The sequence below is a fragment of the Embleya sp. NPDC005575 genome (assembly GCF_040605455.1).
Classification (GTDB): domain Bacteria; phylum Actinomycetota; class Actinomycetes; order Streptomycetales; family Streptomycetaceae; genus Embleya.
In genome coordinates this window covers 62,121-88,882 of record NZ_JBEXCV010000017.1, presented here as the reverse complement: position 1 = coordinate 88,882, position 26,762 = coordinate 62,121, and the positions used below count along the sequence as shown (strand labels likewise).

At 71.5% G+C, this 26,762-nt stretch carries 27 protein-coding genes; 4 read left to right on the top strand and 23 right to left on the bottom strand.

What is annotated here, in order from left to right; all coding sequences use genetic code 11:
• On the top strand, positions 1-616 hold a 616-nt coding region (locus ABZS54_RS08825), incomplete at its 5' end, for a M23 family metallopeptidase (RefSeq protein WP_355532537.1).
• A gap of 40 nt (positions 617-656) precedes the next feature.
• Here the strand turns inward: ABZS54_RS08825 and ABZS54_RS08820 are convergent.
• The 13 genes from ABZS54_RS08820 to ABZS54_RS08760 form a co-directional block, all read right to left on the bottom strand.
• Positions 657-1,286, bottom strand: coding sequence for a GDSL-type esterase/lipase family protein (locus ABZS54_RS08820; RefSeq protein WP_355532535.1), 630 nt, complete (start codon positions 1,284-1,286; stop codon positions 657-659).
• A gap of 113 nt (positions 1,287-1,399) precedes the next feature.
• Positions 1,400-2,908 carry a bifunctional lysylphosphatidylglycerol synthetase/lysine--tRNA ligase LysX gene (gene lysX / locus ABZS54_RS08815; RefSeq protein ID WP_355532533.1) on the bottom strand — a complete coding sequence of 503 codons (1,509 nt, stop codon included), beginning with the start codon at positions 2,906-2,908 and terminating at the stop codon, positions 1,400-1,402.
• A 116-nt stretch (positions 2,909-3,024) separates the two neighbouring features.
• Positions 3,025-3,198 (bottom strand): LPXTG cell wall anchor domain-containing protein, encoded by a 174-nt coding sequence (locus ABZS54_RS08810; protein WP_355532548.1) that lies wholly within the window; start codon positions 3,196-3,198, stop codon positions 3,025-3,027.
• A 116-nt stretch (positions 3,199-3,314) separates the two neighbouring features.
• The gene (locus ABZS54_RS08805) at positions 3,315-4,301 is read right to left on the bottom strand and encodes a hypothetical protein (protein WP_355532531.1); all 987 of its coding nucleotides are present in this window, start codon (positions 4,299-4,301) and stop codon (positions 3,315-3,317) included.
• Between the two features lie 101 nt (positions 4,302-4,402).
• A complete protein-coding gene (locus ABZS54_RS08800; RefSeq protein ID WP_020549599.1) occupies positions 4,403-5,191 on the bottom strand; it encodes a type III pantothenate kinase in 789 nt (262 codons plus the stop codon).
• Positions 5,192-5,309: 118 nt separating this feature from the next.
• A complete protein-coding gene (nadC, locus tag ABZS54_RS08795) occupies positions 5,310-6,200 on the bottom strand; it encodes a carboxylating nicotinate-nucleotide diphosphorylase (protein ID WP_355532529.1) in 891 nt (296 codons plus the stop codon).
• Positions 6,197-7,846: an L-aspartate oxidase gene (locus ABZS54_RS08790; protein ID WP_355532527.1), complete on the bottom strand. Its 1,650-nt coding sequence runs from the start codon at positions 7,844-7,846 to the stop codon at positions 6,197-6,199. Before ABZS54_RS08790 ends, nadC begins: the two co-directional genes overlap by 4 nt.
• Entirely contained in the window at positions 7,843-8,274 is a 432-nt protein-coding gene (gene panD, locus ABZS54_RS08785; protein ID WP_026218013.1) for an aspartate 1-decarboxylase, read from the bottom strand. Before panD ends, ABZS54_RS08790 begins: the two co-directional genes overlap by 4 nt.
• On the bottom strand, positions 8,271-9,122 hold the full coding sequence (gene panC, locus ABZS54_RS08780; protein ID WP_355532546.1) for a pantoate--beta-alanine ligase: 852 nt from the start codon (positions 9,120-9,122) through the stop codon (positions 8,271-8,273). The genes panD and panC overlap by 4 nt, the downstream gene beginning before the upstream one ends.
• A gap of 5 nt (positions 9,123-9,127) precedes the next feature.
• Positions 9,128-10,066 carry a DUF2520 domain-containing protein gene (locus ABZS54_RS08775; protein ID WP_355532525.1) on the bottom strand — a complete coding sequence of 313 codons (939 nt, stop codon included), beginning with the start codon at positions 10,064-10,066 and terminating at the stop codon, positions 9,128-9,130.
• A gap of 64 nt (positions 10,067-10,130) precedes the next feature.
• On the bottom strand, positions 10,131-10,565 hold the full coding sequence (locus tag ABZS54_RS08770; RefSeq protein ID WP_355532523.1) for a hypothetical protein: 435 nt from the start codon (positions 10,563-10,565) through the stop codon (positions 10,131-10,133).
• A gap of 195 nt (positions 10,566-10,760) precedes the next feature.
• On the bottom strand, positions 10,761-11,942 hold the full coding sequence (locus tag ABZS54_RS08765) for a cytochrome P450 (RefSeq protein ID WP_355532521.1): 1,182 nt from the start codon (positions 11,940-11,942) through the stop codon (positions 10,761-10,763).
• 34 nt (positions 11,943-11,976) lie between these two features.
• Positions 11,977-12,435 carry a 2,4'-dihydroxyacetophenone dioxygenase family protein gene (locus ABZS54_RS08760; protein WP_355532519.1) on the bottom strand — a complete coding sequence of 153 codons (459 nt, stop codon included), beginning with the start codon at positions 12,433-12,435 and terminating at the stop codon, positions 11,977-11,979.
• Positions 12,436-12,579: 144 nt separating this feature from the next.
• Between ABZS54_RS08760 and ABZS54_RS08755 the strand changes: the two genes are divergently transcribed.
• Positions 12,580-13,389, top strand: coding sequence for an SDR family NAD(P)-dependent oxidoreductase (locus tag ABZS54_RS08755; RefSeq protein WP_355532517.1), 810 nt, complete (start codon positions 12,580-12,582; stop codon positions 13,387-13,389).
• A 63-nt stretch (positions 13,390-13,452) separates the two neighbouring features.
• Here the strand turns inward: ABZS54_RS08755 and ABZS54_RS08750 are convergent, their stop codons facing one another.
• The 3 genes from ABZS54_RS08750 to ABZS54_RS08740 form a co-directional block, all read right to left on the bottom strand.
• Positions 13,453-14,151: a response regulator transcription factor gene (locus ABZS54_RS08750; RefSeq protein ID WP_355532515.1), complete on the bottom strand. Its 699-nt coding sequence runs from the start codon at positions 14,149-14,151 to the stop codon at positions 13,453-13,455.
• Positions 14,148-15,380 carry a histidine kinase gene (locus tag ABZS54_RS08745; RefSeq protein ID WP_355532513.1) on the bottom strand — a complete coding sequence of 411 codons (1,233 nt, stop codon included), beginning with the start codon at positions 15,378-15,380 and terminating at the stop codon, positions 14,148-14,150. Before ABZS54_RS08745 ends, ABZS54_RS08750 begins: the two co-directional genes overlap by 4 nt.
• Before the next feature lie 118 nt (positions 15,381-15,498).
• Positions 15,499-16,677 carry a sensor histidine kinase gene (locus ABZS54_RS08740; RefSeq protein ID WP_355532511.1) on the bottom strand — a complete coding sequence of 393 codons (1,179 nt, stop codon included), beginning with the start codon at positions 16,675-16,677 and terminating at the stop codon, positions 15,499-15,501.
• A 106-nt stretch (positions 16,678-16,783) separates the two neighbouring features.
• Here ABZS54_RS08740 and ABZS54_RS08735 point away from each other — a divergent pair, with 106 nt between their 5' ends.
• Positions 16,784-17,758, top strand: coding sequence for an SAM-dependent methyltransferase (locus ABZS54_RS08735; protein WP_355532509.1), 975 nt, complete (start codon positions 16,784-16,786; stop codon positions 17,756-17,758).
• 213 nt (positions 17,759-17,971) lie between these two features.
• On the opposite strand, the gene ABZS54_RS08730 is transcribed toward ABZS54_RS08735, so the two are convergent.
• From ABZS54_RS08730 to ABZS54_RS08720, 3 genes are read right to left on the bottom strand one after another with little or no spacing between them, the layout of a single operon-like run.
• Complete coding sequence (locus tag ABZS54_RS08730) at positions 17,972-19,225, bottom strand: CoA transferase (protein WP_355532507.1); 1,254 nt, start codon at positions 19,223-19,225, stop codon at positions 17,972-17,974.
• A 36-nt stretch (positions 19,226-19,261) separates the two neighbouring features.
• Complete coding sequence (locus ABZS54_RS08725; RefSeq protein ID WP_355532505.1) at positions 19,262-20,632, bottom strand: PH domain-containing protein; 1,371 nt, start codon at positions 20,630-20,632, stop codon at positions 19,262-19,264.
• Positions 20,629-21,126: a PH domain-containing protein gene (locus ABZS54_RS08720; RefSeq protein ID WP_355532503.1), complete on the bottom strand. Its 498-nt coding sequence runs from the start codon at positions 21,124-21,126 to the stop codon at positions 20,629-20,631. The genes ABZS54_RS08725 and ABZS54_RS08720 overlap by 4 nt, the downstream gene beginning before the upstream one ends.
• A 70-nt stretch (positions 21,127-21,196) precedes the next feature.
• Between ABZS54_RS08720 and ABZS54_RS08715 the strand changes: the two genes are divergently transcribed.
• Positions 21,197-22,348 carry an NADH-quinone oxidoreductase subunit D gene (locus ABZS54_RS08715; RefSeq protein WP_355532501.1) on the top strand — a complete coding sequence of 384 codons (1,152 nt, stop codon included), beginning with the start codon at positions 21,197-21,199 and terminating at the stop codon, positions 22,346-22,348.
• 36 nt (positions 22,349-22,384) lie between these two features.
• On the opposite strand, the gene ABZS54_RS08710 is transcribed toward ABZS54_RS08715, so the two are convergent.
• The 4 genes from ABZS54_RS08710 to ABZS54_RS08695 all read right to left on the bottom strand — a co-directional run bounded on the left by ABZS54_RS08710 (position 22,385) and on the right by ABZS54_RS08695 (position 26,612).
• Positions 22,385-23,974 (bottom strand): hypothetical protein, encoded by a 1,590-nt coding sequence (locus ABZS54_RS08710; protein ID WP_355532499.1) that lies wholly within the window; start codon positions 23,972-23,974, stop codon positions 22,385-22,387.
• A gap of 279 nt (positions 23,975-24,253) precedes the next feature.
• Positions 24,254-25,177, bottom strand: a complete 924-nt coding sequence (locus ABZS54_RS08705; protein ID WP_355532544.1) for an ABC transporter substrate-binding protein — start codon at positions 25,175-25,177, stop codon at positions 24,254-24,256.
• A 23-nt stretch (positions 25,178-25,200) separates the two neighbouring features.
• Entirely contained in the window at positions 25,201-25,875 is a 675-nt protein-coding gene (locus tag ABZS54_RS08700) for an ABC transporter permease (RefSeq protein ID WP_355532497.1), read from the bottom strand.
• Positions 25,872-26,612: an ABC transporter permease gene (locus ABZS54_RS08695; RefSeq protein WP_355532542.1), complete on the bottom strand. Its 741-nt coding sequence runs from the start codon at positions 26,610-26,612 to the stop codon at positions 25,872-25,874. Before ABZS54_RS08695 ends, ABZS54_RS08700 begins: the two co-directional genes overlap by 4 nt.
• Positions 26,613-26,762: the final 150 nt, after the last annotated feature.

Genomic DNA, 26,762 nt, shown 5'->3' with positions numbered 1-26,762 from the left:
CGCGGCCCGCTCGCAGGAGCGCCCGGCGCTCGACGCCGCGCGGGAGGCCGAGCGACAGGCCGCAGCGGACGCGGCTGCGCGCGCGGAGGCCGAACGGGCTCGGGAGGCCGAGCAGGCGGAAGCCCAGCGGGCCCGGGATGCCGAGCAACAGGCCGAGGCGAAGCGGGCCGAGGCGGAGCAGGCGGCAGCGGCCGAGCGGGCCGCTGCGGAGCGCGCCGCCTCGGGATGGGTGGTGCCGACTTCCGGCTACACGCTGACCGGTCGCTTCGGCAACAGCGGCTCGCGCTGGGCGCACACGCACACCGGCCTGGACTTCGCAGCGCGCTCCGGCACGCCGATTAAGGCCGCCGCCGCCGGCAAGATCGCCTCCGCGGGCACCGCCGGCGCGTTCGGCAACCGGATCGTGATCACCCACCCCGACGGCACCCAGACCTGGTACTGCCACCAATCGCGGTTCGCCAAGACCTCCGGCTCGGTGGCCGCGGGCGAGGTGATCGGCTACGTCGGTACGACCGGCAACTCCACCGGACCGCACCTGCACTTCGAGGTGCACCCCAGGGGCGGCGCGGCCGTGGACCCGAACAAGTGGCTGGCCGGCAAGGGCGTCGCGCCCTGATCACCGGGCCCTGAGCAGCGCGCTCGCTTCGACCGGGCCGTCAGTTCCTGATCGCGAGCGAGTCCAGCCAGTCCCACCAGCCACCCGCGGCGATCAGCGCGGCGAGCTTGGCATAGCCGGCCGGGTCGCAGTGCGCGCCGTCGCCGTACGCCTCGATGCTCGCCCACCACTCCGGGTCCTCGCGCAGTGTGCGCTGAAGGGGCACGAAGGTGATGCCGCGCGCGGCGCACGTCTTCGCGTACGCCTCCTCTAGGGCGAGCGCGTCCTCGCCGCCGTTCGCCTCGCCGGGGACCGGCGGCGCGCCGACGACCAGGCAGATCCAGCGGGCGCCGGTGGCGGTGTCCAGTATCGCGTCGAGGTTGGCGACGCTGTCCGCGTGCCCGACCCGGCGGCGGCCGCGCTCGACCTTGACGTCGTTGACGCCGAACGCGAAGACCATGCCGGTGCCGTCGGCGTGCCGCATCCGCGGGACCGCCTCGCCGTACCAGCGCTCCGCGACGTCGGCCGAAGTCTCCAGCCGCACGCCGAGGTTGTACGCGGTCAACTGCCGGCCCCGGCGACGGGACTCGGCCGCGAGGCGGCCGACCCATCCGCCGCCGGCGAGATCGCCGACGCCTTGGACGAACGAATCACCGGCGACGCAGATCCGGAGATCGGGGGCTGCTTCCATGCGGCCGACCTTATGCGTACGAACGGGTGACGCGCCCGGAAATGCGACAGGAGCCCCCTCGGGGGCGACGATCCGTCACCGAAGGGGCTCTCGTGCGTCGGTTGGGCGGCGTGTCAGTCGGTGGTCGGCTTCACCAGCGGGAACAGGATCGTCTCGCGGATGCCACGGCCGGTGAAGGCCATGATCATCCGGTCGATGCCCAGCCCCAGGCCGCCGCTCGGCGGCATCGCGAACTCGAGCGCGCGCAGGAAGTCCTCGTCGATCCGCATGGCCTCGACGTCACCGCCCGCGGCGAGCAGCGACTGCTCGGTGAGCCTGCGGCGCTGCTCGACCGGGTCGACCAGTTCGGAGTACGCGGTGCCCAGTTCCATGCCGAAGCCGATCAGGTCCCACTTCTCCGCGACGCCCGGCGTGCTGCGGTGCTGGCGGGTCAGCGGCGACGTCTCGATCGGGAAGTCGCGCACGAAGGTCGGCTCGGCGAGGGTGTGCTCGACCAGCGCCTCGTAGATCTCCTGGACCAGCTTGCCCTGGCCCCACCCCTTGTCGTATTCGATCTCGCGCGCGTCGGCGAGCTTGCGCACCGTCTCGATCGGCGTCTCGGGGGTGACCTCCTCGCCGACGGCCTCGGAGACCGAGCCGTAGACGGTGATCTCGCGCCACTCGCCGGAGATGTCCACCTCCCGGTCGCCGTAGCGGAAGGTGTGCGTCCCGAACACGGCCTGGGCGACGTGCTGGTACACCTCGCGGGTGAGCGTGGCCATCGTGTTGTAGTCGCCGTACGCCTCGTACGCCTCAAGCATGGTGAACTCGGGGTTGTGCGTCGAATCCGCGCCCTCGTTGCGGAAGTTGCGGTTGATCTCGAAGACCTTTTCGGCGCCGCCGACGACCAGGCGCTTGAGGTACAGCTCCGGCGCGATGCGCAGGTACAGGTCCATGTCGTACGCGTTGATGTGGGTGACGAACGGGCGCGCGGTGGCGCCGCCGTGCACCGGCTGGAGCATCGGGGTCTCGACCTCCAGGAAGTCCCTGGCGTCGAACCACTCGCGGATCGAGCGCACGATCCGACTGCGGGTGCGCAGCATCGCGCGCGACTCGTCGTTGACGATCAGGTCGACGTAGCGCTGGCGGACCCGGGCCTCGGGGTCGGTCAGGCCCTTGTGCTTGTCCGGCAGCGGGCGCAGGCACTTGGACGTGATCGCCCAGGAGTCGACCATGATCGACAACTCGCCGCGGCGGGAGGTGATGACCTGGCCCTCGACGCCGACGTGGTCACCGAGGTCGATATCGCTCTTCCATGCGGCCAGCGACTCGGCGCCGACACCGTCGAGCGAGACCATCACCTGGATGTCGCCGTCGGCGTCGCGAAGCGTCGCGAAGCACAGCTTGCCGCCGGTGCGATACAGCACGACCCGGCCCGTGACGCCGACCCGGCGCCCGGTCTCCACGTCGGCTTCGAGACCGTCGAACTCCGCGCGCAGGGCGGCCACCGTCGTGCTGCGGGGGAATCCGACCGGGTACGGGTCGGTCCCCTCGGCCCGAAGCCGATCGAGCTTGTCGCGGCGGACCCGCATCTGCTCGGGAAGGTCGTCGATCTGCGGCTGCGCTGCGCTCTGCTCGGTCACGGGACAAGGCTACCCATCGGCGGTTCGCACCCTGTACCGGAATACGCCAAGGGGCGAGTCCGCCACTAGAACCCAAGCCGCGGACTCGCCCCTCGAAGTCTTCGATGTCAGGCCGATCAAACCGCCGGACCCGCACCCTTACGCCGACGCACGACGAAGTACGAGCCACCCGCGAGCGCGAACAGCGCCACGGCCCCACCGGCGATCAGCACGGTCGAGGACGAGTCGGACCCGGTCTCGGCCTGCCAGGGATGTGAATCACGAAATGGCGTCGCGAGGCCTGGCCTGATCGACGTCTGTGCGTGACAAAGCGTTTCGGAGGGGGTCCGACTTACCCGATAATGTTCTTGTCGACTTGTCGGGGTAATTTCTCGGAGCCGGTGTTCGTCATACCGGCGGAGGGGGTTCAGCCGGTGCCGGCCTGGAGGATTTCCGGCACGGGGAGTTGCCCGAGGAGGCGGCCCTGGCGACGGTGCGGAATGACCGGGGACAGGGTTTCCCGAGCGCGTTCCGGGCCCCGCTGCTCAGCGGTTCGCGCGCCCGGCTGCATGTCGCACCGCGGTGCTTCCGTCGACTGCGCATCCGTCGGCTGGCTGTCCGGCGCGTCCGGATCGACGGCATTCGGCGCGTCCGGTTCCGCCTCGGAGACTTCCGCCATGGGGGTTTCCTCCTCGGGAACCTCCGCCTCCGGGGCCTCGATCTCGATCGGGGTTTGCTCGACGTGCGTCGGTTCCGCTTCGGCCGAGAGCTCGTCGCACTCGACCGCAGTCGGATCGGGCCCGGTCGGGAAGGCAGGCACGGCCTCGGGCGCCGGTTCCGACGCCGGCACGGCCTCGGGTTCGGCCGGCGTCGCCGGAGCGGAGGTCGGCTCGATGGCGAGGGGGGCTCGCCGGGAGACCGGCATGGACCGGCCCGGGATCAGGACGTCCAGCGGGTCCGGCGCGGTGGAGCGGGCCGCCGCGGCGGCGGCTCGGCGGTGGGCTCGGGCGGCGAGGCGTCGTTCGAGGTCGGCCTCGGCCAACCGGGTGCAGCGATTCAACAGTGCGACGCGGCTTGCCCGTTCGCGCTCGCCGCAGGGCAGGTCGAGGGTGCTCCGCAGGGCGGCCAGGTCCTCGGCCGAGGGGATGTGCGCGACCTCGTCCACCGCGTTGCGCAGACAGGACAGGAAGGTGGCCGCGCTCCCGGGCAGCGCGGCCCGATAGCGCCGCAGCTCGGCCGTCATGAACGCGCGCAGCCGCTCGCGCTCGTCCTGCGCCTCGCCGATTGCCCGGCCGAGCAGCCAGAAGTCGACCGAGTCGCGACCGCCGCGCAACGCGACGGCCAGCGCGCGGCGCAACACCCGCACCTCGTGCGCACTGAAGGCCATCCCCTGGTCACCATGTGGCGTCGGCATACCACGCACTGTATGTGCAGAGACGGACAATCCAGCTTATTTGGTGCTTGTGTTTTTCCGACTTCGAGTCGACTTCGAAGGCGACTTCGAACCGGCCCCGCTCACACCGCCGCGTTGCGCTCGTAGACCATCCGCAGGCCGATCAGGGTCAGCCACGGCTCGTGCACGTCGATCACCGAAGCCTCGCCCAGGACCAGCGTCGCCAGTCCGCCCGTGGCCACCACCGTGACCGCGTCCGGGTCGTCCGGGGACAGTTCGGCCGCCATGCGCTTGACCACGCCGTCCACCTGCCCGGCGAAGCCGTACAGGATGCCCGCCTGCATCGCCTCGACCGTGCTTTTGCCGATTACGCTGCGCGGGCGCATCAGCTCGATCTTGCGCAGCTGCGCGCCGCGCGCGCCGAGCGCGTCCACCGAGATCTCGATGCCGGGGGCGATCGCGCCGCCGACGTACTCGCCCTTGGTGCTGACCGCGTCGAAGGTGGTCGCGGTGCCGAAGTCGACCACCACGCACGGGCCGCCGTACAGCTTGACCGCTGCCAGCGCGTTGATGATCCGGTCGGTGCCGACCTCCTTGGGGTTGTCCATCAGGACCGGTACGCCGGTCTTGACCCCGGGCTCGACGACGACCGTGGGGATGTCCCCGTAGTAGCGCCGCACCATGTCGCGCATTTCGTGCAGCACGGACGGCACGGTGGAGCAGATCGCAATGCCGTCGATGCCGTCGGCACCGATCAGCGGGTGTTGGCCGAGCAATCCCGCCAGGACGACGGCGAGTTCGTCCGCGGTCCGCCGGGCCTCGGTCGAGATGCGCCAGTGCTCGACGATCTCGTCACCGTCGAACAGGCCGAGCACGGTATGCGAGTTACCGACGTCGATGGTGAGCAACATCGTGGGCGTCCTTGGTGTTCTGGCTCGGGCCGTGGGGGACGGAGCGCGGCTTCGGGAAGGGAAGAGCGGCGGGGCGGGGCGGGGCGGGACGGCTGATCCGGTGAACGGTACCGGTCGCTCAGGCGCGCAGATCCACGCCGACGTCCAGGATCGGGGCGGAGTGGGTGAGCGCGCCGACCGCGATGTAGTCCACACCGGTCTCGGCGACCTCGCGGGCGGTCGCCAGGGTGAGGCCGCCGCTGGCCTCGAGGCGGGCTCGGCCCGCAACCAGGGCCACCGCCTCGCGCATGCGACCGGGCGTCATGTTGTCCAGCAGGATCAGGTCGGCGCCCGCGTCCAGGACCGGCGGAATCTGGTCGAGGTGGTCCACCTCGACCTCGACGGGCACGTTCGGGAAGGCCGCCCGCACGGCCTTGAACGCCTCGGCGACGCCGCCCGCGGCGACCACGTGGTTGTCCTTGACCATCGCCGCGTCGGACAGCGACATCCGGTGGTTGACCCCACCGCCACAGCGCACCGCGTACTTCTCCAGGGCGCGCAGGCCCGGCGTGGTCTTGCGGGTGTCCCGGACCGAGGCACCGGTGCCCTCGATCGCGTCCGCCCACGCGCGGGTAGCGGTGGCCACGCCGGACAGCCGGCACAGCAGGTTGAGCGCGACCCGCTCGGCGGTGAGCAGCGTGCGGGTGCTCGCCTCGGCGGTGAACAGCACCGTGCCGGGCGTCACCGCGTCGCCGTCCCGGACGTGCCGGGTGAGCACCAGGTCGGCGCCGCAGACCAGTTCGAGCACCGCCTCGGCGACCGGGAGGCCCGCGACAACGCCCGATCCGCGGGCGGTGAACTCGGCGTGGCCGCGCGCGTCCTCGGGCACGGTGGCCACCGAGGTGACGTCCACGCCGCCGTCGAGGTCCTCGGCGACGGCGGCGGTCGCCAGCGCGGCGACGGCGAGCGGGTCGAGCCCGGCCTCGGCCAGGCGCGACGTGAGATCGGCGGACAGCTGGACGGTGCTCACGCGGTCGACTCCTCGGGTTCGTGTGCCTGGTAGGCGACGTGCAGGGCGCCCTCGCGCAGCGACGTGACGAGGTTGCCGCGCCACGCGGCATCGTCGAGGTCCGGATAGTCCTCGCGCCAGTGACAACCGCGCGTCTCCTCGCGGAGCAGCGCGGCTCGGGTGAGTGCGCTCGCGACCAGGTGCAGATTCGTGGTCTCCCACGTCTGCGTGCACGGATCGGTGCTGGTACGGGTGGCCAACTCGGCCAACGCGGCCTCGGTGCGGGCCATACCGTGCGCGTCGCGCAGCACCCCGGCGCCCGAGGTCATCGCGCGTTGCAGGCGCAGCCGGACCTCCTCGCCGAGCAGCCCCGCCGGGCCCTCGGGGGCGGCCGGCGCGGCGAACGGCGGCATGTCCAGGGCCAGATCCGCCGCGATCCGCTCGGCGAAGACCAAGCCCTCCAACAGCGAGTTGGACGCGAGCCGGTTGGCGCCGTGCACGCCGGTGCACGCCACCTCTCCGCATGCGTACAACCCCGGCACGCTGGTCCGTCCGTGCAGGTCGGTGCGTACGCCTCCACTCGCGTGGTGCGCGGCGGGCGCCACCGGGATCGGCTCGGTCACCGGGTCGATCCCGTGCGCACGGCATGCGGCCAGGATGGTCGGGAAGCGGTGCTTCCACATATCCGCGCCGAAGTGCCGGCCGTCCAGGTACATGTGTTCGGCGCCGGTTTCGGCCATCCGGCGCACGATGCCCTTGGCCACGATGTCGCGCGGGGCCAATTCGCCGAGCGGGTGACGATCCGTCATGAACCGGATGCCGGCCGCGTCCACGAGGTGGGCGCCTTCGCCGCGGACCGCCTCGGAGACCAGCGGCTGCTGGCCCTCGGCGCCCGCGCCGAGCCACAGCACGGTCGGGTGGAACTGGACGAACTCCAGATCGGTGACCTCGGCCCCGCCGCGCAGCGCGAGCGCGACCCCGTCGCCGGTGGACACCGACGGGTTCGTGGTGGACGAGAAGACCTGGCCCATGCCGCCGGTGGCGAGCACGACGGCCCGCCCCACGGCGGCGCCGACGCCGTCCCGCGCGCCCTCGCCCATCACGTGCAGGGTGACCCCGCACGCGCGCCCGGAGGCGTCCTTGAGCAGGTCGAGCACGAGCGCGTTCTCGATCACCTCGATGTCCGGCGCGGCCCGCACCGCGGCGACCAGAGCCCGCGATATCTCCGCTCCCGTCGCGTCGCCGCCGGCGTGTGCGATCCGGTTGCGCAGGTGGCCACCCTCCCGGGTGAGCAGTACGTCGCCGTCCGGACCCCGGTCGAACTCGGCGCCGGTGTCGATCAGTCGGCGCACCGCGTCCGGGCCCTCGGTGACCAGGATCCGGACCGCGTCCTCGGCGCACAGCCCGGCACCGGCCACGAGCGTGTCGCGCAGGTGCTGTTCGGGGCTGTCGCCCTCGCCGAGCGCGGCCGCTATCCCACCCTGTGCCCAGCGCGTGGAGCCCTCGTCGAGTTGTGCCTTGGTCACCAACAGGACCCGGCCCGCCCGGCGCGCACGCAGCGCGACGGTCAGGCCGGCCACCCCGGAGCCGACCACGATGACGTCCGCGCGCACGCTCCACCCGGGATCGGGGGCGGCCAGGCGCGCGGGAAGTGCGGGCGTGTTCATTGCGCGACCCGGTCGCCGACCACGCGGTCACCGCGTACCGTCTCGCCGCCGGGAAGAGCCTCGGCCGGGTCGTGGCCGGTGCCGGTGATCGCGTTCGCCGCGTCCACGAACACCACGCGCGGCTTCATCGCCCGCGCCTCGGCGTCGGTGACCTGGGCATACGCGATGATGATCACCAGGTCGCCGGTGTGCACCAGGCGCGCGGCGGCACCGTTGATGCCGATCACGCCGGTGCCGCGCGGGCCCGCGATCGTGTAGGTCTCCAGGCGGGCGCCGTTGTCGATGTCGACCACGTGCACCAGTTCGCCGGGCAGGATGTCGGCGGCTTCGAGGAGGTCCTCGTCGATGGTGATCGAGCCGACGTAGTGGAGGTCCGCCTGCGTGATCGTCGCGCGGTGGATCTTGGACTTGAACATCGTGCGCATCATGACCGGGGGACTCCCGTGATCGTCAGGCGGGCGTTGTCGATGAGCCGGGTGCCGCCCACGCGGGCCGCGATCGCCAGGATCGCCGGGCCGGCGTGGTCGGCGGCCACCGGGGTGAAGTCGTCGATGTCGACCAACTCCACATAGTCGGGTTCCAGCACGGCGCGCAGCACGTCCTCGGCGGCGGCGCGCACGGCGCCCGCGCCGTCGCCGGCGCGCCGGGCGCCCGCGTCGAGCGCGCGGCTGAGCGAGAGCGCGGTCTTCCGCTCGGCCTCGGACAGGTAGCGGTTGCGGCTGGACCGGGCCAGCCCGTCGGGTTCGCGGACGGTGGGCACGCCCACGATCTCGACGGGGAAGTTCAGGTCGCGCACCATGCGCCGGATCAGCGCGAGTTGCTGGGCGTCCTTCTCGCCGAAGAAGGCGACCTTGGGTGCGGTCAGGTGCAACAGTTTGGCGACCACCGTGAGCATGCCGTCGAAGTGGCCGGGCCGGGAGGCACCTTCGAGCACCACGCCGGTGGGTCCGGCGGTGATCCGCACCCGCGGCTCGCCGCCCGGGTACACCTCGTCCACCGAGGGCGCGAACACCACGTCGGCGCCCGCCTCCCCGCTCAGTTCCAGGTCGGCGTCCAGGGTGCGGGGGTAGCGGTCCAGGTCCTCGCCCGCGCCGAACTGGAGCGGGTTGACGAACACGGTGACCACGACGTGGCCGGTCGGGCCGACGAACTCGCGCGCCGCGCGGATCAGCGCCGCGTGCCCCTGGTGCAGCGCGCCCATCGTCATCACCACCGCGCGCAATCCGTACGGCCGGGTGTCCTCGGTGAGTTCGGCCGCGGTCCGGGCCAGGCGCACGGCGGTCACGGTCGGCCTCCCTCGGCCAGCACGTCCAGCAGCGCCTCGGCCGCCTCGGCCTTGAGCAGGCCGGCGTTCAGCGCGCGGTCGGCGGTCAGTCGGGCCATCGCCACGTAGGCGGCGAGCGCCTCGGGCGAGACCCGGCGCAGCTCGGCCACGTGTGCGGCCACGGTGCCCGCGTCGCCGCGTGCGACCGGACCGGTCAGCGCGTGATCGCCGGCCCGCAGCGCGTTGTCCAGGGCGGCGCCGAGCAGGGGTCCGAGCATTCGGCCCGGGGCGCGGACGCCGGCCGCGCCGAGCAGTTCGAGCGACTGCGCGACCAGGGTGACCAGGTGATTCGCGCCGTTGGCCAGGGCCACGTGGTAGAGCGCGCGGTCGCGCTCCTCGATCCACTCGGGTTCGCCGCCCATCTCCACCACGAGCGCCTCGGCGACCGGGCGCAGCGGCTCGGGCGAGGTGACCCCGAAGGAGCAGCCGGCCAGTCGTTCGAGGTCGATGGTGCTGCCGGTGAAGGTCATCACCGGGTGCAGCGCGAGCGGCAGCGCGCCGGCGCGGGTGGCCGGTTCCAGGATGTCGACGCCGTAGCGGCCCGACGCGTGCACCAGGAGTTGACCGGCCTTGATCGCGCCGGTCTCGGCCAGGCCGTGCACGAGCGCTTCGAGCGCGTCGTCGGGCACGGTCAGCAGGGTCAGGTCGGAGGCCGCGATCACTTCTTGCGGGGTGACCAGCGGGACGCCCGGCAGGAGGTCCTCGGCGCGACGCCGGGAGGTCTCCGAAACGCCGGAAGCGGCCACCACCGAGTGCCCGGCGAGGGCAAGGGCGGCGGCCAGGGTCGGGCCGACGCGGCCGGTGCCGACGACTCCCACGCGCAGCCGCGCGGGGCGGTCGGCGGGGTCGGGCGAGCGGCCGTGCGGATGCGGACGTGCGGTGATGTCGTTGTTCACGCGAGCGAGCCTTCCGTTCCAGTCCGCGGCGGGTACCGGACGAGTACTGGCCCGATCAGGGTACTCACGCGCCGGGCGGGCCGGTCCCCGGGTTGGTCGGCACGTCGCTCGGCAGCGGGGCCGGTGGTGCCCACCGATAGCGGGTGGAGCCCGCCTGGTACGCGACGCGGCGCACGACCTTGCGCCGGATCAGCTCTGGTCCGCGCATCCCGATCGCGCCGAGTGCGGTCAGCACGAGGCCGGTCAACAACATCGTGCCGGTGACCACCCGGGCCACCCGGACGCTGCGCGGGCCGCCCTGGGTCTGCAGCGAGTAGGCGGAGGAGGTCGAGCGGGCCGCGTCGGCGGTCGATTCCACCGATGCGGCGCTACTGCGCTCGGGTGACGGCGAGGGGGCCGGGCCGACGTCCAGGGCCCCGGCCGACGCGACGATCCCGATCGCGGCGACCGCGAGCGCACAGCGTCGACCCGCTCGTATGACCAGCTGACGGCTTCCCATGGGGAGCCTCCCGGAGACCGGTGACGATTGACCAGGTGCGAGGGTTCGGCCCTCTTCTTTCCCCGAGTCGGTCGCTTATGTGTCCCCTTTGGACCGCCTTCGCATGCATCTCGTCCTGTGAAAGCCCCCGCGATCGGGCCCCCGCCGGACGGGCTCCGGGCAGCCCGGCCGACGGTCACCGACGGTCACCGCGCGCTAGCCGAGCCGGACCGGCAATCGGGTGAGCGCGTTGTTGAGGTTCGAGCGCAGCCGTTCGGGCTCGCCGGTCATCTCGATCGTGGGATGGGTCGCGAGCAGCTCCTCGAAGAACACCCGCCCCTCCAGACGCGCGATGTGCACGCCCAGGCAGAAGTGCTCGGCGAAGCCGAAGGACAGGTGCGGGTTGGGCCTGCGGGTGATGTCGAAGCGCTGCGGGTCGGTGAAGACCTCCTCGTCGCGGTTCGCGGACGTGTAGTACATGGCCACCTTGTCGCCGGCCTTGATCGGCACGCCGCGCAATTCGGTGTCCCGGGTGGCGGTGCGGCGGAAGTAGTGCAGCGGGTTTGCCCAGCGCAGGATCTCCTCGACCGCGCCCGGGATCAGGGCGCGATCCGCGCGCAGCGCCGCGAGCTGGTCCGGGTGGGTCAGCAGCGTGTGCAGGCCGGCGGACAGCATGGTCTTGGTGGTGTCGTTGCCGGCCGTGACCAGTTGTACGAAGAACTGGCCGAAGTCGAGGTCGGTCATCATCCGGCCGCCGAACTCGGACTCCAGGATCAGCGAGGTGATGTCCTCGCGCGGCTCCTCGGCCCGGCGCGAGGCGGCGAAGCCGATCGCGTAGCGGGCCATCTCGATCGCCGCCCGGCCGCCCTCGCCCGCCGTGTTGCGCTCGGCGAGCGCGTGGATGTGGTCCCAGTCGGCCGGCGGCAGGCCCATCAGCTCGCCGATCACCTGGGTCGGCAGGCTGGAGGTGACGTCGTGCACGAACTCGACCTCACCGGTGCCCACCCGCGCGAAGATCTCCCGGCAGATGGTGCGGATCCGGTCCTCCATGCCACCGACCACCTTCGCGGTGAAGGACTTCACCAGCGGCTTGCGGTACGCGCGATGGCGCGGCGGATCCATCGACAGCAGCGTGCCGCGCAGGGCTTCGAGCCGCTCGGGTTCGAGATCCTCCAGGATGATCCCGCCGGCCTCGGCGGAGAAGATCGCCGGGTTCTGCGAGACGTACTCGACGTCGGCGTGCCGGAGCACGGCCCAGTAGCCCGGCTGTCCCGGGATGTCCTGCCAGTGCACGGGGTCGGTCCGGCGCAACTCGGCGAACAGCGCGTGCGGCGGGCCGTCCGAATACAGCTCGGGGCTGTAGAGGTCGGGTCCGGTCGGGGCGGGCGGGACGGTCATGGCATCTCCCTTGCAACCTCGGATCGCACCCTGGTCAGCCCACGACCACGTTCGGCCGGCCGAAGCCCTGCGCCTCGCACAGCGCGTAGTAGGCGCGCAGCGTGCCGGCGCCGTCGGTCACCGAGGTGATGTTGCCCTCGGCGTCCAGGTTGAGGTTGGCGCCGTACATCTGGAACCACACCCGGGTGTCGGGTTCGACGCAGGTGAGCGTGTGCACGGAGCCGGCGGGCTCGTACAGGAACGAGCCCGCCCGGTTGACGTAGTCGTACTCGGCGTATTTCCAGGCGCCGGACACGGTGTAGCCGTAGACGGGGCCGGTGTGCCGGTGCGTTTCGACGGCGAAGCCGGGCTGGAAGATGTTCTCCACGATCCACAGGCCCTCCTCTTCCTTGACGCACAGCACCTTGAGCTTGTTACCGCCGCCGATCTCGACGAACGGCAGGTCCTCGGCCCCGATGTGCACGGCGGGACGTCCGGTCTCGGTGGTGGTCATGCGGGTTCCTCCCGGAGGCGACGACTGCTCCTGTAACGGTGTAACAGCATGCCTCAAGGACCGGCGGGTTTCGAGGGTCGCGTGGGATGGGCAACATCATCGATCGCGCATGTGTGCGCGGGGGACGGAGATGGGGGCGGGAAGATGGGACAGCTCGACGGGAAGGTCGCCGTGGTCACCGGCGGCGCCAACGGGATCGGCCGCGCGTGTTGCGAGCGCTTCGCCGAGGAGGGCGCCGACATCGTGATCGCCGACCTCCTGGACGAGGCCGCGATCGGCACCATCGAGGCGGTCGAGAAGCGCGGCCGGCGGGCCACCTACATGCACACCGACGCGAGCAGCCCGACCGACACCGGGACGGTGATGCAGCACGCGATCGACACGTTCGGAGCGATCGACGTCCTGGTCACCGCGGCGGGCATCAGCACGGCCGACTACGTCAGCGGCCGACCCAGCAACACGGCCGCGGCCGAGCGGGACCCGATCAAGCGGTTCGTGGACAGCCCGCTCGCCGAGTGGCAGCGCGTGCTCGACGTGAACCTGACCGGCACGCTGCTCGCGGTGCAGGCCGCCGCGCGCTGGATGGTGGCCCGGAATCGACGCGGCTCGATCATCACGATCGCCTCGATCGCCGCCAAGCACCCCGAGGCGGGCTCGGCGGCCTACTCCGTGTCCAAGGCCGGCGTGTGGATGCTGACCAAGCAGGCCGCGCTCGTGCTCGGCCCGGCCGGGATCCGGGTCAACGCGATCGGTCCGGGCTTCATCGAGACCAACATGACCGCGGTCCTGCGCGGCATGCCCGAACTCGAGCAGCGCCTGCTCGGCAGCGTGCCACTGGGTCGCATGGGCAGCGCCCGCGAGGTGGCCAACGCGGCGCTGTTCCTGGCGAGCGACCAGTCGTCCTACTTCACCGGCGAGATGCTGCACCCGGACGGCGGCTTCTACACGGACTGAGCCATCGCACGGGCACACCCGCACGCGGGTCGGCCGATCCGCGTGCGGGTGCGATCGGCGGGACTACCGCCCCCGGGCCTTGACCAGTCCCGTCTCGTACGCGAGCACCACGACCTGGACTCGGTCGCGCAATCCGAGCTTCATCAGGATCCGGCCGACGTGGGTCTTGATGGTGGCCTCGGACAGGAACAGCCGCTGGGCGATCTCCGCGTTGGACAGGCCCTGGGCAACCAGCATCATCACCTCCAGCTCGCGCTCGGTGAGCGCGTCCACCACGTCCGGCCGCGGCTCGTGGTCGCTGGGCAGGATCGGCGCGAACCGGTCGAGGAGGCGCTTGGTCGTGCTCGGCGCGACCACCGCGTCGCCGGAGGCCACCGCCCTGATCCCGGACAGCAGCTCCGGCGGCGGGACGTCCTTGAGCAGGAAGCCGCTGGCCCCGGCCTTGAGCGCGGCGAACGCGTACTCGTCCAGGTCGAAGGTGGTCAGCATGAGCACCTTGGGCCGCATCCGGCCCTCGGGCAACACGAGCGCGTTCTCGCCGCTCTCGGCACAGATCCGCCGACACGCCTCGACGCCGTCCATCCGCGGCATCCGCACGTCCATCAGGACCACGTCCACGTCCACGTGCCGAAGCTTGTCCAGCGCCTCGACCCCGTCCCCGGCCTCGGCGACCACGCTCATGTCCGGCTGGGCCTGCAACACCATGGTGAAGCCGGTCCGCAGCAATTCCTGGTCGTCGACCAGCATCACCTTGATGCTCACTGAGCTCCTTGAAGAGTCGTCCTGGTGGGCGTACCGGAGGAGATGGAGGAGGACTCGGGGCGGGCGGCGTAGGGCAGGATCGCGCTGACCGACCATCCGCCGCCGACGCTCGGTCCGGTGCGCAACCGACCACCCAGCATCGCGACCCGTTCGCGCATGCCGACCAGACCGTGGCCCATCCCGTCACCGGGGGCCGCGGCGCCGCGGCCGTCGTCGCTGATCTCCATTTCGAGCCCATCTTCCCCGTAGCCGACTCCGACCGTTGCGGTGGCATCGGGGCCGGCGTGTTTGCGGGTGTTGGTCAGCGCCTCCTGGACGATGCGGTACGCGGTCAGCGCGACGCTCTGCGGCAGCTCGACCGGCACCCCCTCGACCCGGAGCTCGACGTTGAGGCCGGCGGTGCGCACCTGCTCGACCAATTCGCCGAGTTGCTCGACACCCGGCTGCGGCACGTACGCCTCGGTCTCGGTCTGCGAGCGCAGCACCCCGAGCAGTCGGCGCATCTCGGCGAGCGCCTCGCGCCCGGTCGCCGCGATCGTGCCCAGTGCCTCGCGGGCCTGGTCCGGCGACGACTCGATCGCGTACGCGGCGCCGTCGGCCTGCACCACCATCACCGACACGTTGTGCGCGACCACGTCGTGCAACTCGCGCGCGATCCGGGCCCGCTCGGCCGCTGCGGCGATCTGCGCCTGCTGGTCCCGTTCGAACTCCAGCCGGGTGGCCCGCTCCTCCAACTCGGCGTAGAACGCCCGCCGGGTGCGCATCGAATCGCCCAACACCCACGCAATCGCCAGCAGCACCACGAGGAAGCCGAAACCGATGACGTTGTCGCGGAACGAGGCATCACTCGATTCCGGGAAGCGCCCGAGCAGGACCGCCGGCCCGAGCAGGACCATCGCGAGCCCGATGCGCGAGAGCCATCGTGGGCCGGACTTGGCGGCCGTGTACAGCGCGACGAGCATCGCGTAGTTGGCCGAGGTGAGCGTGCCGTCCCAGACCAGCTGCATCAACCCGCCGACCACGACCAGGGCGGTCGCGGTCATCGGGCGCACCCGGTGCAGCACCATGCCCAGGCTGAGCAGCACCACGATCACGAGCCACCACCAGCGCGGCACGGGTGCGGCGGGGTCCTCCAGGACCTGGAGCAGTGCAAGGCCGAAGATCGGAATCGTGCACACGGAGTCGACCCACAGGGGGTGTGCTCGCAGCCACGCATAGATTCGTTGCACACTTCGACGCTACGTGGCACCGGCCCGTGCGCGCGTCAACCGACGTACCGAATCATCACTCCGCCACAAGTCGCATCAGACGATGCCGTGCGCACACCCCTGGTGCCACCGGGACGGCTCAGGGGCCCTCCCCCGGGCGTACCGGCAGTCGGGCCCGAACCTGCCAGCCGCCGCCGGAGCGTGGCCCGGTCTCCAGCCGGCCACCGAACAGCGCGACCCGCTCGCCCATGCCGACCAGGCCGTGGCCCATCCCGTCGCCGGGAGCCGCCGCGCCTCGACCGTCGTCTCCCACATCCAGTTCTACGTCCTCGCCCAGGTAGCGCAGGCGCACCAACGCCTTGACGTTCGGCCCACCGTGCTTGCGGGTGTTGGTCAGCGCCTCCTGGACGATCCGGTACACGGTCAACGCGACGCCCTGGGACAGCTCGACCGGCACCCCCTCGACGGTCAGGTCGACCGGCAGGCCCGCGCTGCGCACCCGCTCCAGGAGGTCTTCCAGCTGCTCGACGCCCGGTTGCGGGACGTAGGCGTCGCCCTCGTTCTGCGAGCGCAGCACGCCCAGCAGTCGGCGCATCTCGGCGAGCGCCTCGCGGCCGGTGGCGGAGATCGTGCCGAGCGCCTCGCGGGTCAGCTCGGGCGCGCCGTCCAGCGCGTACGCCGCGCCGTCGGCCTGCACCACCATCACCGACACGTTGTGCGCGACCACGTCGTGCAACTCGCGCGCGATCCGGGCCCGCTCGCTCGCCGCGGCGATCTGCGCCTGCTGGTCCCGCTCGCGCTCCAGCCGGTCGGCCCGGTCCTCCAACTCGACGTAGTACGCCCGCCGGGTACGCATCGAATCGCCGAGCACCCACGCGATCACGAAGGGACCCATCAGCAACAGCGTGAAGAAGACGGTGCCGGTGGTCGGCACATCCGGGTTGTCCCACCAGCGCACCATCGCCGCGATCGGCGCGAGCACCCCGCCGACGAGCGCCGTGCGCGAGGCCCAGCGCGGGCTGTACGCGGCGGCGCTGTAGGCGATCGCGGGCATCGCGAGCGCCTCCAGGCCGGGCGGTATGTCGTCGAAGAGTTGGAAGATCCCGACCGCGAGGGTGACCACCAGCGCATGGGTGGGATTGCGCCGGCGGATCAACAGCACGATCGACATCGTGCCGAGCGCGATCAGATGCGGGATGTCGGGTGGACCGGGCTGGTCGATGATCACCTCGAACAGGCCGAACATGAGCAGCAGCAGCGCCCACGCTCCGTCCACGAGCAGGGGGCGTCCACGGAGCCAGGCGTACAGGTGATGCACACAGGCAGGGTAGACGGGCACATCCGTTCGGCCGCACTCCCGACGGATCGGTACAGACCGACCTCGGTCGCGCGGCGGCGATCGGGGGCCGGTACCGTCGGATGCGATGGAACGACGGCTGACCTGGAAGGAAGCCACCCGTCGGGCGTTGTACGGAGCCGAGGGCTTCTACCGCCGGGCCGAGGGCCCCGCCGGGCATTTCCGCACTTCTGTGCACGCCTCCCCGCTGTTCGCCCGCGCGCTGGCCGACCTCGCGCGCGCCGCGGGTCTGGACACCGTCGTGGACGTGGGCGCCGGGCGGGGCGAGTTGCTGGTCGCGCTGTGCCGGATCGCGCCGCACCTGGAGCTGATCGGCGTGGATGTCGCCGACCGGCCGGAGGCGCTGCCGCCGTCGATCGCCTGGGAGTCGGAGATTCCGCCGGGCCGGGCCGCGCTGCTGATCGCCAACGAGTGGCTGGACAACGTCCCCACCGACGTCGCGGAGGTGGACGGGCACGGCGTACCGCGGGTGATCGAGGTGGACGTGCGCACCGGGGAGGAGCTGCTGGGCGCGCCCATCCGCGATCGGGACGCGCGCTGGCTGGATCGCTGGTGGCCGCTGGTCGGCGCGGAGCCGGGCACGCGGGCCGAGATCGGCGAGCCCCGGGACGCCGCCTGGGGGCGCGCGATCGAGCGACTGGAGCGGGGGGTCGCGGTGGCGATCGACTACGGGCACCTCGCCGGCGGGCGTCCGCCGTACGGCTCGCTCACCGGGTATCGGCAGGGTCGGCAGGTGCCGCCGGTTCCGGACGGCACCTGCGACGTGACCTGCCATGTCGCGATGGACGCGGTGGCGGCGGCGGGCGAGGCGGCGGGGGCGCGGGACACGGTCCTCACCACCCAGCGACACGCGTTGCGCGCCTTGGGCCTGGTCGGCCACCGGCCGCCCTACGAGCTGGCCCGCACCGACCCGGCCGGCTACCTCGCCGGCTTGCGCGACGCGGGCGAAGCCGGCGAACTCACCGCCCACGGCGGCCTGGGCGACTTCCATTGGCTGGCCCAGGGCATGCGAATGCCGGTCCCCGAACAACTCCGCCCCTGAAGCGGGCGGCCGTGGATCGGGCCGATCCACCCCACCCACGGCCGCCCACTCCCGGACCCACCCGGCCGGGCCGGCACCCGAACCGGCCGACACACGAAGCACCAGCCAACCCGGCCCGGCCGGCGTTCGAGGCCACCAGCCAACCCAAGCCACCTCAGCCCGGCCGGCGTACGAGGCCGACCCGCCGGCCCAGCCGGGTACATCAGGCCACCGTCAGCTCTCACCAAGCACGCCGGCCGCCCGCAACTCGGCGATCCTGGCCTCGTCGTACCCCAGCAAGTCCGCCAGGACATCCGCACTGTGCTGCCCTACCGTGGGCGCCCGCTCCGGCACGGGAAGCGACTCACCGACGAACTTGATCGGCGACGGCAACTGCTCCGCACCGAGCCGGTCCTGCCCGATCCACGGGAACCGGTGCTGGAACTGCGGGTCCTCGGCGATCGTCTGCGGCGTGTTCACCGGCGCGATCGGCGTGTTCGCCTCGTTGCCGAACTCGATCCACTCGCGCGCGGTCCGGGTCGCGAAGATGTCCCGCAGAATGCCGCGCAGCTCGACGTTGCCGACCGCGTGGTCCGCGTACTTGGAGCCGGGCCAGCGCTCGAACAGGTCGGCGCGGTCCACCGCCTCGCAGAAGTTCTTCCACAACGACTGCTCGGACGCCATGAACAGCACGTGCCGATCGTCCTTGGTCGCGTAGATCTGGTAGCGGACACCCTGCTCCATGCCACCGGTACCGGGCGCACGCCGCTCGTAGTTGTCCGACTTGTTGCCGGTCACCTCCGACTCCGGGCGCTCGTACGCCTTCCAGGTCTCGCTGCGCAGCCAGTCCATCGACGCGGCCGCGTCCGACTGGGCGATGTCGATCACGCTGCCCTCGCCGGTGGCCCGGGCGCGGATGATGCCCGCGAGCACGCCGAGCGCGCCGAACATCGGGCCGGCATGGATGCCGATCGAGGCGTGCTCGGGCAGGTACGGGAAGCCGTCCTCGTTGATCGCCGGCTTCACCACGCCGGCCCAGGTGTCGTAGGCGACGCCGTGGCTGGGCATGTCCCGGTACGGGCCGGTGGCGCCGTAGCCGGAGATCGTGCAGAACACGATCCGGGGGTTGATCTTCTTCAGGTCCTCGTAGCCGATCCCGCGCCGGGCCAGACCGCCCGGCCGCATCGCCTCGATCACCGCGTCGGCGTCCTTCACCAACGCTTTGAAGGTCTCGATCGCCTCCGGCTTGCGCAGGTCCAGGACCAGTGACTTCTTGCCCCGGTTGACGTGCAGGTGCATCAGTGACGAGCCCTCCACGATCGGCCACGTCATGTCCCGGATGTAGTCACCCTGCGGCGGCTCGATCTTGATCACCTCGGCGCCCAGGTCCACCAGCGACGAGGTGATCGCGGCCGGTCCCAGCATCGAACACTCGATGATGCGAACCCCTGCGAGCGGGGCTCCACCCTTCGACTCGACCTGACTCATCGCTGCCTCCCTGCGAATATGACGATGCGTCAGATATTAACCGGCGTCCTCGCCGAGGGAAGAGGCGGAACCTGACGAACTGTCAGATGCGGGTTCGATCCAACGCTCCGCACCCGCCTCGCGACGTCCGGTACGCGAGCGTTCGGCCTGTTCGGAGACCATCGTGTGCGCCTCGGCCGCGTCCCGTCGGGCCGCCTTGACGTGTACCGGACCCGGCGTGGAGTCCAGGTGCACGGTGGCCAGGCCGAGCCGGCGCTCCCACGGCCCCTGCGTCCGCCGCACGCTCTGCACCTTCGCGTGCGGGATCACGTCCAGCACCCGATGGAATCGGCCGCTGCGGGCCACGAACACCTCGGCATCCGCGCCGTAGGCGTATGCCGACCAGCCGACGGGATCGTGCCAACGGGCCCGTCGCGGCGCCGGGATCAGCTGGACCGCGTCGATGTCGACGCCCGGCAGGATCTGCCCGAGCAGCCCGTGGGCGACCGCCCGCGGCGCGACCGGCAGCAGGATCGTCTCCTTGTTGTCGGCGTCCTTGCCGCCGTAGCCGGCCACGTTGATCTCGACCCGGACCCAACCGCGCAGCCGCCACAACCACGGCTGCACGATCCGCACCGCCTGGACCCGACCGGGCGGCACCGTCTGATGCCGCTGTTCGAGCAGACCGTGCCGCAGCCGCAGGCCGTCCGGCGAGCGGGCCACGGTGAAGTCGAAATTGCGGATCACCCGCCCGGCGGTGAACTGCCACGCGGCCAGGAAAAGCGGCACCGACCCGAATACGAAGGCGAGTTCGTGCAGGACGACGGCCAGGGTCACCACCGCCACACTGGGCGCGAGCGCGGCCCAGGTGCCGACCGAGAGCAGCACCGAGCCGACCACCGCCGACAGCGGCACCGACACCAGCGTTTGCTCGGGCGCCTCCCCCACGTCCGGGCGCACCCCCGCGGCGCGCGCGAGCAGCTCGGCGCGCAACCTCTGCGCGTCCGCCTCGCCCAGATACGACAGGCTCGCCTCGGCCTTGTCTCCGCCGGCGACCTGGAGCTGCAACTCGGCGAGCCCGAACAACCGGGCGGCCAGCGGGCGGACGATGTCGACCGCCTGGAGTCGGGACAGCCGCACGTGCCGGGTCCGGCGGAACAGCACTCCCGAATCCAGCCGCAGGTCGTCGCCCTCGATCCGGAACGTGGTGAACCACCACGACACGTATCCGTAGCCGAACGCGAGCGGCACCACCACGCCGAGCCCGATCAACAGCCGACTCGGGGTCGCCCACCCGGAGTTGATGTTGTGCACGACCACGCCCAGACACGCGGCGATCACCACCCAGCCACGGGCGGGCGGGGTCAGCGGGTGCAGCCGGCGCGGCTCGCCGGCGCCCTCGACCGGCCGCTCGACCCCGGCGCTCACAGCCCCGCCGATCGGGCCTCGCCCAGCGCCGCGAGCCGGTCGCGCAGCCGCGCGGCCTCGGCCGGCGGCAGGCCGCGCACGACCGCGTCCGAGGAGGCCGAGGCGGTGTGCAGGGTCACCTTGGCGATGCCGAATCGGCGCTCCAGCGGGCCCGCCTCGACGTCCACGAACTGCATCCGCCCGTACGGCACCACCACCAGCCGGCGAAACAGCACGCCGTGCGCGATCAGCAGGTCGTCGGCCCGCTCCGCGTAGCGCCACGAGCGCTGGTTGCGCCGGATCGCCGGCAGGCCCCAGGCAGCCACCCCGGAGCAGGCGAGCACCACCACCGCGCCCGCCCACCAGGCCACGAACCGGCCGAGCAGACCGCCGGCGACCACGGCGAGCAGCACACAGCCGGCGAGCAGCAGGGCACGGCGCATCCGGTACAGCTGTTCCGAAACGGCCCGCCAGTCGAGATCGGGCGGAGCCAGGGCGTCATCGGCCGGTTTCATACGGGCAACCTTCCCAGGTGGGCATACAAGGGTGCGAAGGAGCACACGACTACTGGCAGACTCAGGGTCCATGACCGCCAGGACCTTGGGCGTGGGTATCGGCGCCGACCAGCTCGACACGACCGACATGGTGCTCAACATCGGGCCCCAACACCCCTCCACGCACGGCGTGCTGAGGCTGCGACTCGTGCTCGACGGCGAGCGGATCATCTCCGCCGAGCCGATCGTCGGCTATATGCACCGCGGCGCGGAGAAGCTCTTCGAAGTGCGCGACTACCGACAGATCGTGATGCTCGCGAACCGGCACGACTGGTTGAGCGCGTTCGCGAACGAGCTGGGCGTGGTGCTCGCGGTGGAGCGCATGCTGGGCATGGAGGTGCCGCAGCGCGCGGTGTGGGCGCGGACCCTGCTCGCCGAGCTGAATCGGGTGCTCAACCATCTGATGTTCCTGGGCTCGTATCCGTTGGAGCTGGGTGCGATCACGCCGATCTTCCACGCGTTCCGCGAGCGCGAGGAGATCCAGGCGGTGATGGAGGAGATCTCCGGCGGCCGGATGCACTTCATGTTCAACCGGGTCGGCGGACTCAAGGAGGATCTGCCGGCGGGCTGGACCGGCCGGGTTCGGCACGCCGTCGCAACCGTGCGCACACGGCTGGCGGGCCTGGACGACCTGGTCTCGGGCAACGAGATCTTCCGCGCCCGCACCCGGGGCGTGGGGGTGCTGACGCCGGCCCTGGTGGCCGCGTACGGGGTCAGCGGGCCGATCGCGCGGGCCTCGGGCGTCGACTTCGACCTGCGTCGGGACGAGCCGTACCTGGCCTACGGCGAGCTCGCCGACGTGCTGCGCGTGGTCACCCGCGAGGAGGGCGACTGCCTGGCCCGGTTCGAGTGCCTGCTGGAGCAGGTGCACGTGAGCCTGGACCTCGCCGACGCGTGCTGCGACCGGCTCGACGAGCTCCCGCAGGGTCCGGTGAATCTGCGACTGCCGAAGGTGCTCAAGGCGCCCGAGGGCCACACCTACGCGTGGACCGAGAACCCGCTCGGCCTGAACGGCTACTACCTGGTCTCCCGGGGCGAGAAGACCCCGTGGCGACTCAAGCTGCGCTCGGCGTCCTACAACAACGTGCAGGTGCTGACCGAACTGCTGCCGGGGTGCCTGATCGCGGACATGGTGGCGATCCTCGGGTCGCTCTTCTTCGTCGTGGGCGACATCGACAAGTGACACCTCGGACGCCGGTCGGGCGAGGCGCCGACCGGGTCAGGCGTGCTTGCGGATGTCGATCCGGGGGATCTCCTCGGTGTCGTCGTGTGCGGTGAGGTCCACCGGCAGCGGCTTGGGCCGCGGCACACCCGGACGGACCCGGTCGGATTCGCTGGGCGCGAACCGTACGCCGTGCCCGCGGTGCACCGGCGCCGGCCCGCGGGCCGGCGCCCCCTCGGCACGCACCGGATCGGCGAGCCGATCGGCCTCGATGTCGTCCACCGCCGCGTCCGGGACGGACGTCGCCCGGGCCGGCTCGATCTCGTCCCCGTGCGGGCGCCCCGCGACGAGAGCGTCGTAGTGCGCGTCCGAGCCGAACAGCTCGTCGGTAAGGAAGCCGGTCGCCTCGGGCTCCGCGAGGGCGGCACGCGGCGCGAAGAAGTCGAACCGCCCGGAGGCCCCGGAACCGGCCACCCGACGGGTCACCTCCAGCACCTTGTCCCGCACCATCCGGGTGACTTCGGCGGTCTCGAACCCGAGCGCGGTCGCCTCGGCCGGAGCGGGGATCGAGGAAACGGGCTCAGGCGTGGTGGCAGCCTGCGCAGGCGCGTCGGGCACGGCGGCCGGGGCGTCGAAGGCGGCTGCGGGAGTCTTCGCCGGTGCGGTGGAAGCGACGGGCGCTGCGATTTCGGACGCGACCTCGGCGGTGGCCCCGACAGCCGGGAGGGCGACGCTCCGGCTCAGCTCGGCGGACGGCGCGATCGGCGTGCCGGGACGCGCCCCGGCGGTCGGTCCGGCCTCGCCGGCATCCTCGGACCCGCCCTGCTCGGCGGAGCGCACGGCCGCAGGCGTCGAAGCGGCGGTCGGTGCCGCCCCGCTCGACGTGGTCGGGCGCCCCGAGGCGGGACCCGCGATACCCGGCGCCACGGCGGTCGACGCGCTCTCGGACCGTGCGACCGAGCGGCCGGCAGCGGAGGTCGGGGCGCCCGGCGCCACGGCGGTCGTTTCGGTCCCGGCTCGCACAGCGGAGCGGCCGGCGGCAGGAGCCGGCGCACCCGGTGCCGCCTCGGCCGACGTGGTCCCGGTGGAAATCTCCGCCCCGCCCCGCGCCGCGGATCGCGCCGCCGGGCCGAACACCGAGGCCGCGTAGGCCGGAACCAGGTCCGGCGCGGACACAGGCGGCCGGCGTACGGCCGGGACGATGGACGAAATCGTGGGACGCGCCTCGCCGGCCCGCCGGTCCAGCAGGTCCAACACCGCCGCGCCGCGCGCGAACAGGTCCGGGGTCAGCCGCTGCGGACGCGACACCAGGTGTGCCGCGGCCAGTTCGCCGGCGTGCACCGCGGCGAGTTCGTGCCCGTCGGCCCGCTCGATCGCGGCGCGCAGTTCCTCGGCCATGCGCTCCCGCTCCCGACGCCGGGCGATGCTCTCCTCGGCCTGCCGCCGGTGGTGTGCGGTACTCCCGCGAACCACCCACGCAATCGCGCCGGCGGCGGAGAACACACCGAGCAGCACGGCGAGTCGAAGTGTGGTCGCACCTCCCGCGACGACCGCCAGAACGACGGCGACGAGCGCCGGCGCGCATATGGCGGCAAGCAGGGATATGCGTGTGGCGGTCGAGACCGAGCGATGGCGTCCACGTGGCATGCACCAGACGTTAGCGCGATACGGCGTTCGCCTTGGTGCAGGGGTTGCCGTGGGCGCGGGTTTTTTGCTTTCCGTGGGCAGGACTTGGCTGGGGTGGCCGCAAACGCCGGCCGGGCCGATTTGGCCCCGCGCACCGGCCGGGCTATTGAACTGCCCGACCGGCGCCGAGCGTTGCCCCGGAGGGTGAAGAATTGAACCGACCCGCAGACCCGGAATGTCGCGTCGGCCGCAAAGAATCCGTCCCTGCCGGGATTCGATCCCGGGCCGGCGATTTGTGGGTCAGATCAGGTTCTTGGACTTCAGGTAGGCCTTGGCGACGTCGGCCGGCTTCTTGCGGTCCTCGTCGACCTGCTTGTTGAGCGCGGTCAGGTCCTCGGTGGTGAGGATCGGTGCGAGCTTGTCGACCAGCGGCAGGATCTTGTCGGCCTTGCCCGAATTGACCACCGGAATCACGTTGTCGGCGTTCTGCAGCTTCTTGTCGTCCGCGAGGACGACCAGGCCGAACTGGTCGAGTGTGGCATCGGTGGACGTGGTCAGGACCAGTTGGTCCTTGCCGTCCTTGACCGCCTGCTTGGCGGCGGTGGTCCCGACGCCGAGCGGGTCCACGCCGCTCACCTTGATGCCGTACGCCTTCTCCAGACCCGGGGCGCAGAACGGGCGCGTCTTGCACTCCTCACCCGCCGCGATCTTCACCTCGAGACCGGCCCTGCCCAGGTCGGAGAGGGTCTTCAGGTTGTTCTTCGCGGCGAAATCCTTGGTCACCGCGAACGCGTTCTGGTCCACCGCCTGCGACGGCGTGCCGGACTTGAGCCCGGCCGGGCCGGCGAGCGTGTTCAGCGCGGCGACCGTGGCCGTCACGTCCGGCGAGGCGACCGGTGCGGCATCCGGGCCGTTCTTCTTTCGGTTCAGGAATTCCGCCATCGTCGCCGCGTACTCCGGCGCGACCGCGATCTTGCCCTTCTCCAGCTCGGGTTCGTAGAGCTCACGGTTCTTGACCGTCTTGATGCTCGCCTTCACCCCGCCCTTGTCGAGCAACTGTTTGTACATCTGCGCCAGGATCTCGGACTCGGTGAATCCGGCCGAGCCGACCACCGTCTTGTCGTCGTCCGAGGACGAACACCCCGTCGCACCCACCAGGAACACCAGGGACAACCCTGCCGCCACGCCGACCGTTATGCCCGTCTTGCCGCGCCGCATAAGCATGCGATGCACCGCCCTTTCCGTTCTCACGAGGTCACACCGCCACGCGGTTTCCGGGCCGTGAACCGCTGCACGAGCGCGAACAGGCCTTCCACCACCAGAGCCAACGCGGCCACCAGGATTGCCCCCGCCACCACTTGACCGTTGTCCTGCAGGTCGAAACCGGCCGTGACGATGCGCCCGAGACCGCCCCCCGCGACCAGTGCCGCGAGTGTTGCCGTGGCAACAACCTGAACGGCACACGTTCGAATTCCCGTCATGATCAACGGAAGTGCAAGCGGCAGCTCGACGCGGAACAACATCTGGCCGCCCGTCATGCCCATTCCGCGCGACGCCTCGACCACGTCCCGGTCCACGCCGCGCATGCCGACGTACGCGTTGGTGAGGACCGGTGGGATGGCGAACAACACGAGCGCGATGATCGTCGCGGTGTCGCCCATACCGATCGGGCTCAGCCCGAGCAGCACCAGCACCGCGAACGTCGGGATCGCGCGCCCGATATTGGAGATGTTGATCGCCGCCGCGCCGCCTTTTCCGAGATGGCCCAGCCACAGCGCGATCGGCAGCGCGATCGCGACCGCGATCAGCACGCACACCACGGTGAGCACGATGTGCTCGGTGAGCCGATTCCACACCCCGCTCTCGCCGCTCCAATTCGCGCCGTCGGCCAACCAATCCCAGGCGTCGCCGAGTACGTTCATGCCGCCGCCCCCGCTCGCACGTCGACCTCGGCGGAGGGCGCGGACACGAACGGCAGCCGCCGCTTGCGTCCGCCGGCCCGCTCCCACGGGGTCAACAGCCTTTGTACGCCGAGCAACAGCAGGTCGGCCACGATCGCCAGCGCGACGCACAACACCGACGCGGTCAGCACCTGCGCCTTGAAGAGCGTGTCGATGCCCGAATAGATCAGGTTGCCCAACCCGCCGGAGCCGACGATCGCGCCGACCGTGGTGAGCGCGACGGTGGACACTGTGGCGACCCGGACGCCCGCCATGATCGCGGGCAGCGCGAGCGGGAGTTCGACCTGGAACAACAACCGTCCGGGCCCGTAGCCCATCCCCTTCGCCGCCTCCACCACATCCGGCGGCACCGATTGCAGACCGGCCAGCATGTTCCGCACCAGGATGGTCAGCGAGTACAGCACCAGGCCGATGATCACCGTCGTTTCGGTCAGGCCCGTGAACGGCTGCAGGATGGCGAACATCGCCAGTGAGGGAATCGTGTACAGGATCGTGGTCGAGCCGAGCAGCACGCTCCCGGTCAGTCGCCAACGCCGGGCCGCGAGGGCCATCGGGAACGCGACGAGCAGACCGATCGCCACCGAGACGACGGTCAGGTAGATGTGTTCGCGCAACGCGGTGGTGATCTCCCCGGAGTACTCGTCGAAGTACTTCCCGCAGACCCACGAGTTGCGCTTCAGGCAGTCACCGGAGGCCACAATCACGGGCGGACCCTACCCCAGCGGTCGAACGAGCATTCCCGTGACGGCGGACACACCCGGTGTGTGAGCGGGACCGCCCGGGTACGTTGCCATCCCTGGGGGCCGGGAATCATCCGGGTCTCCGGACACCTGCCACGACTGCCTGCC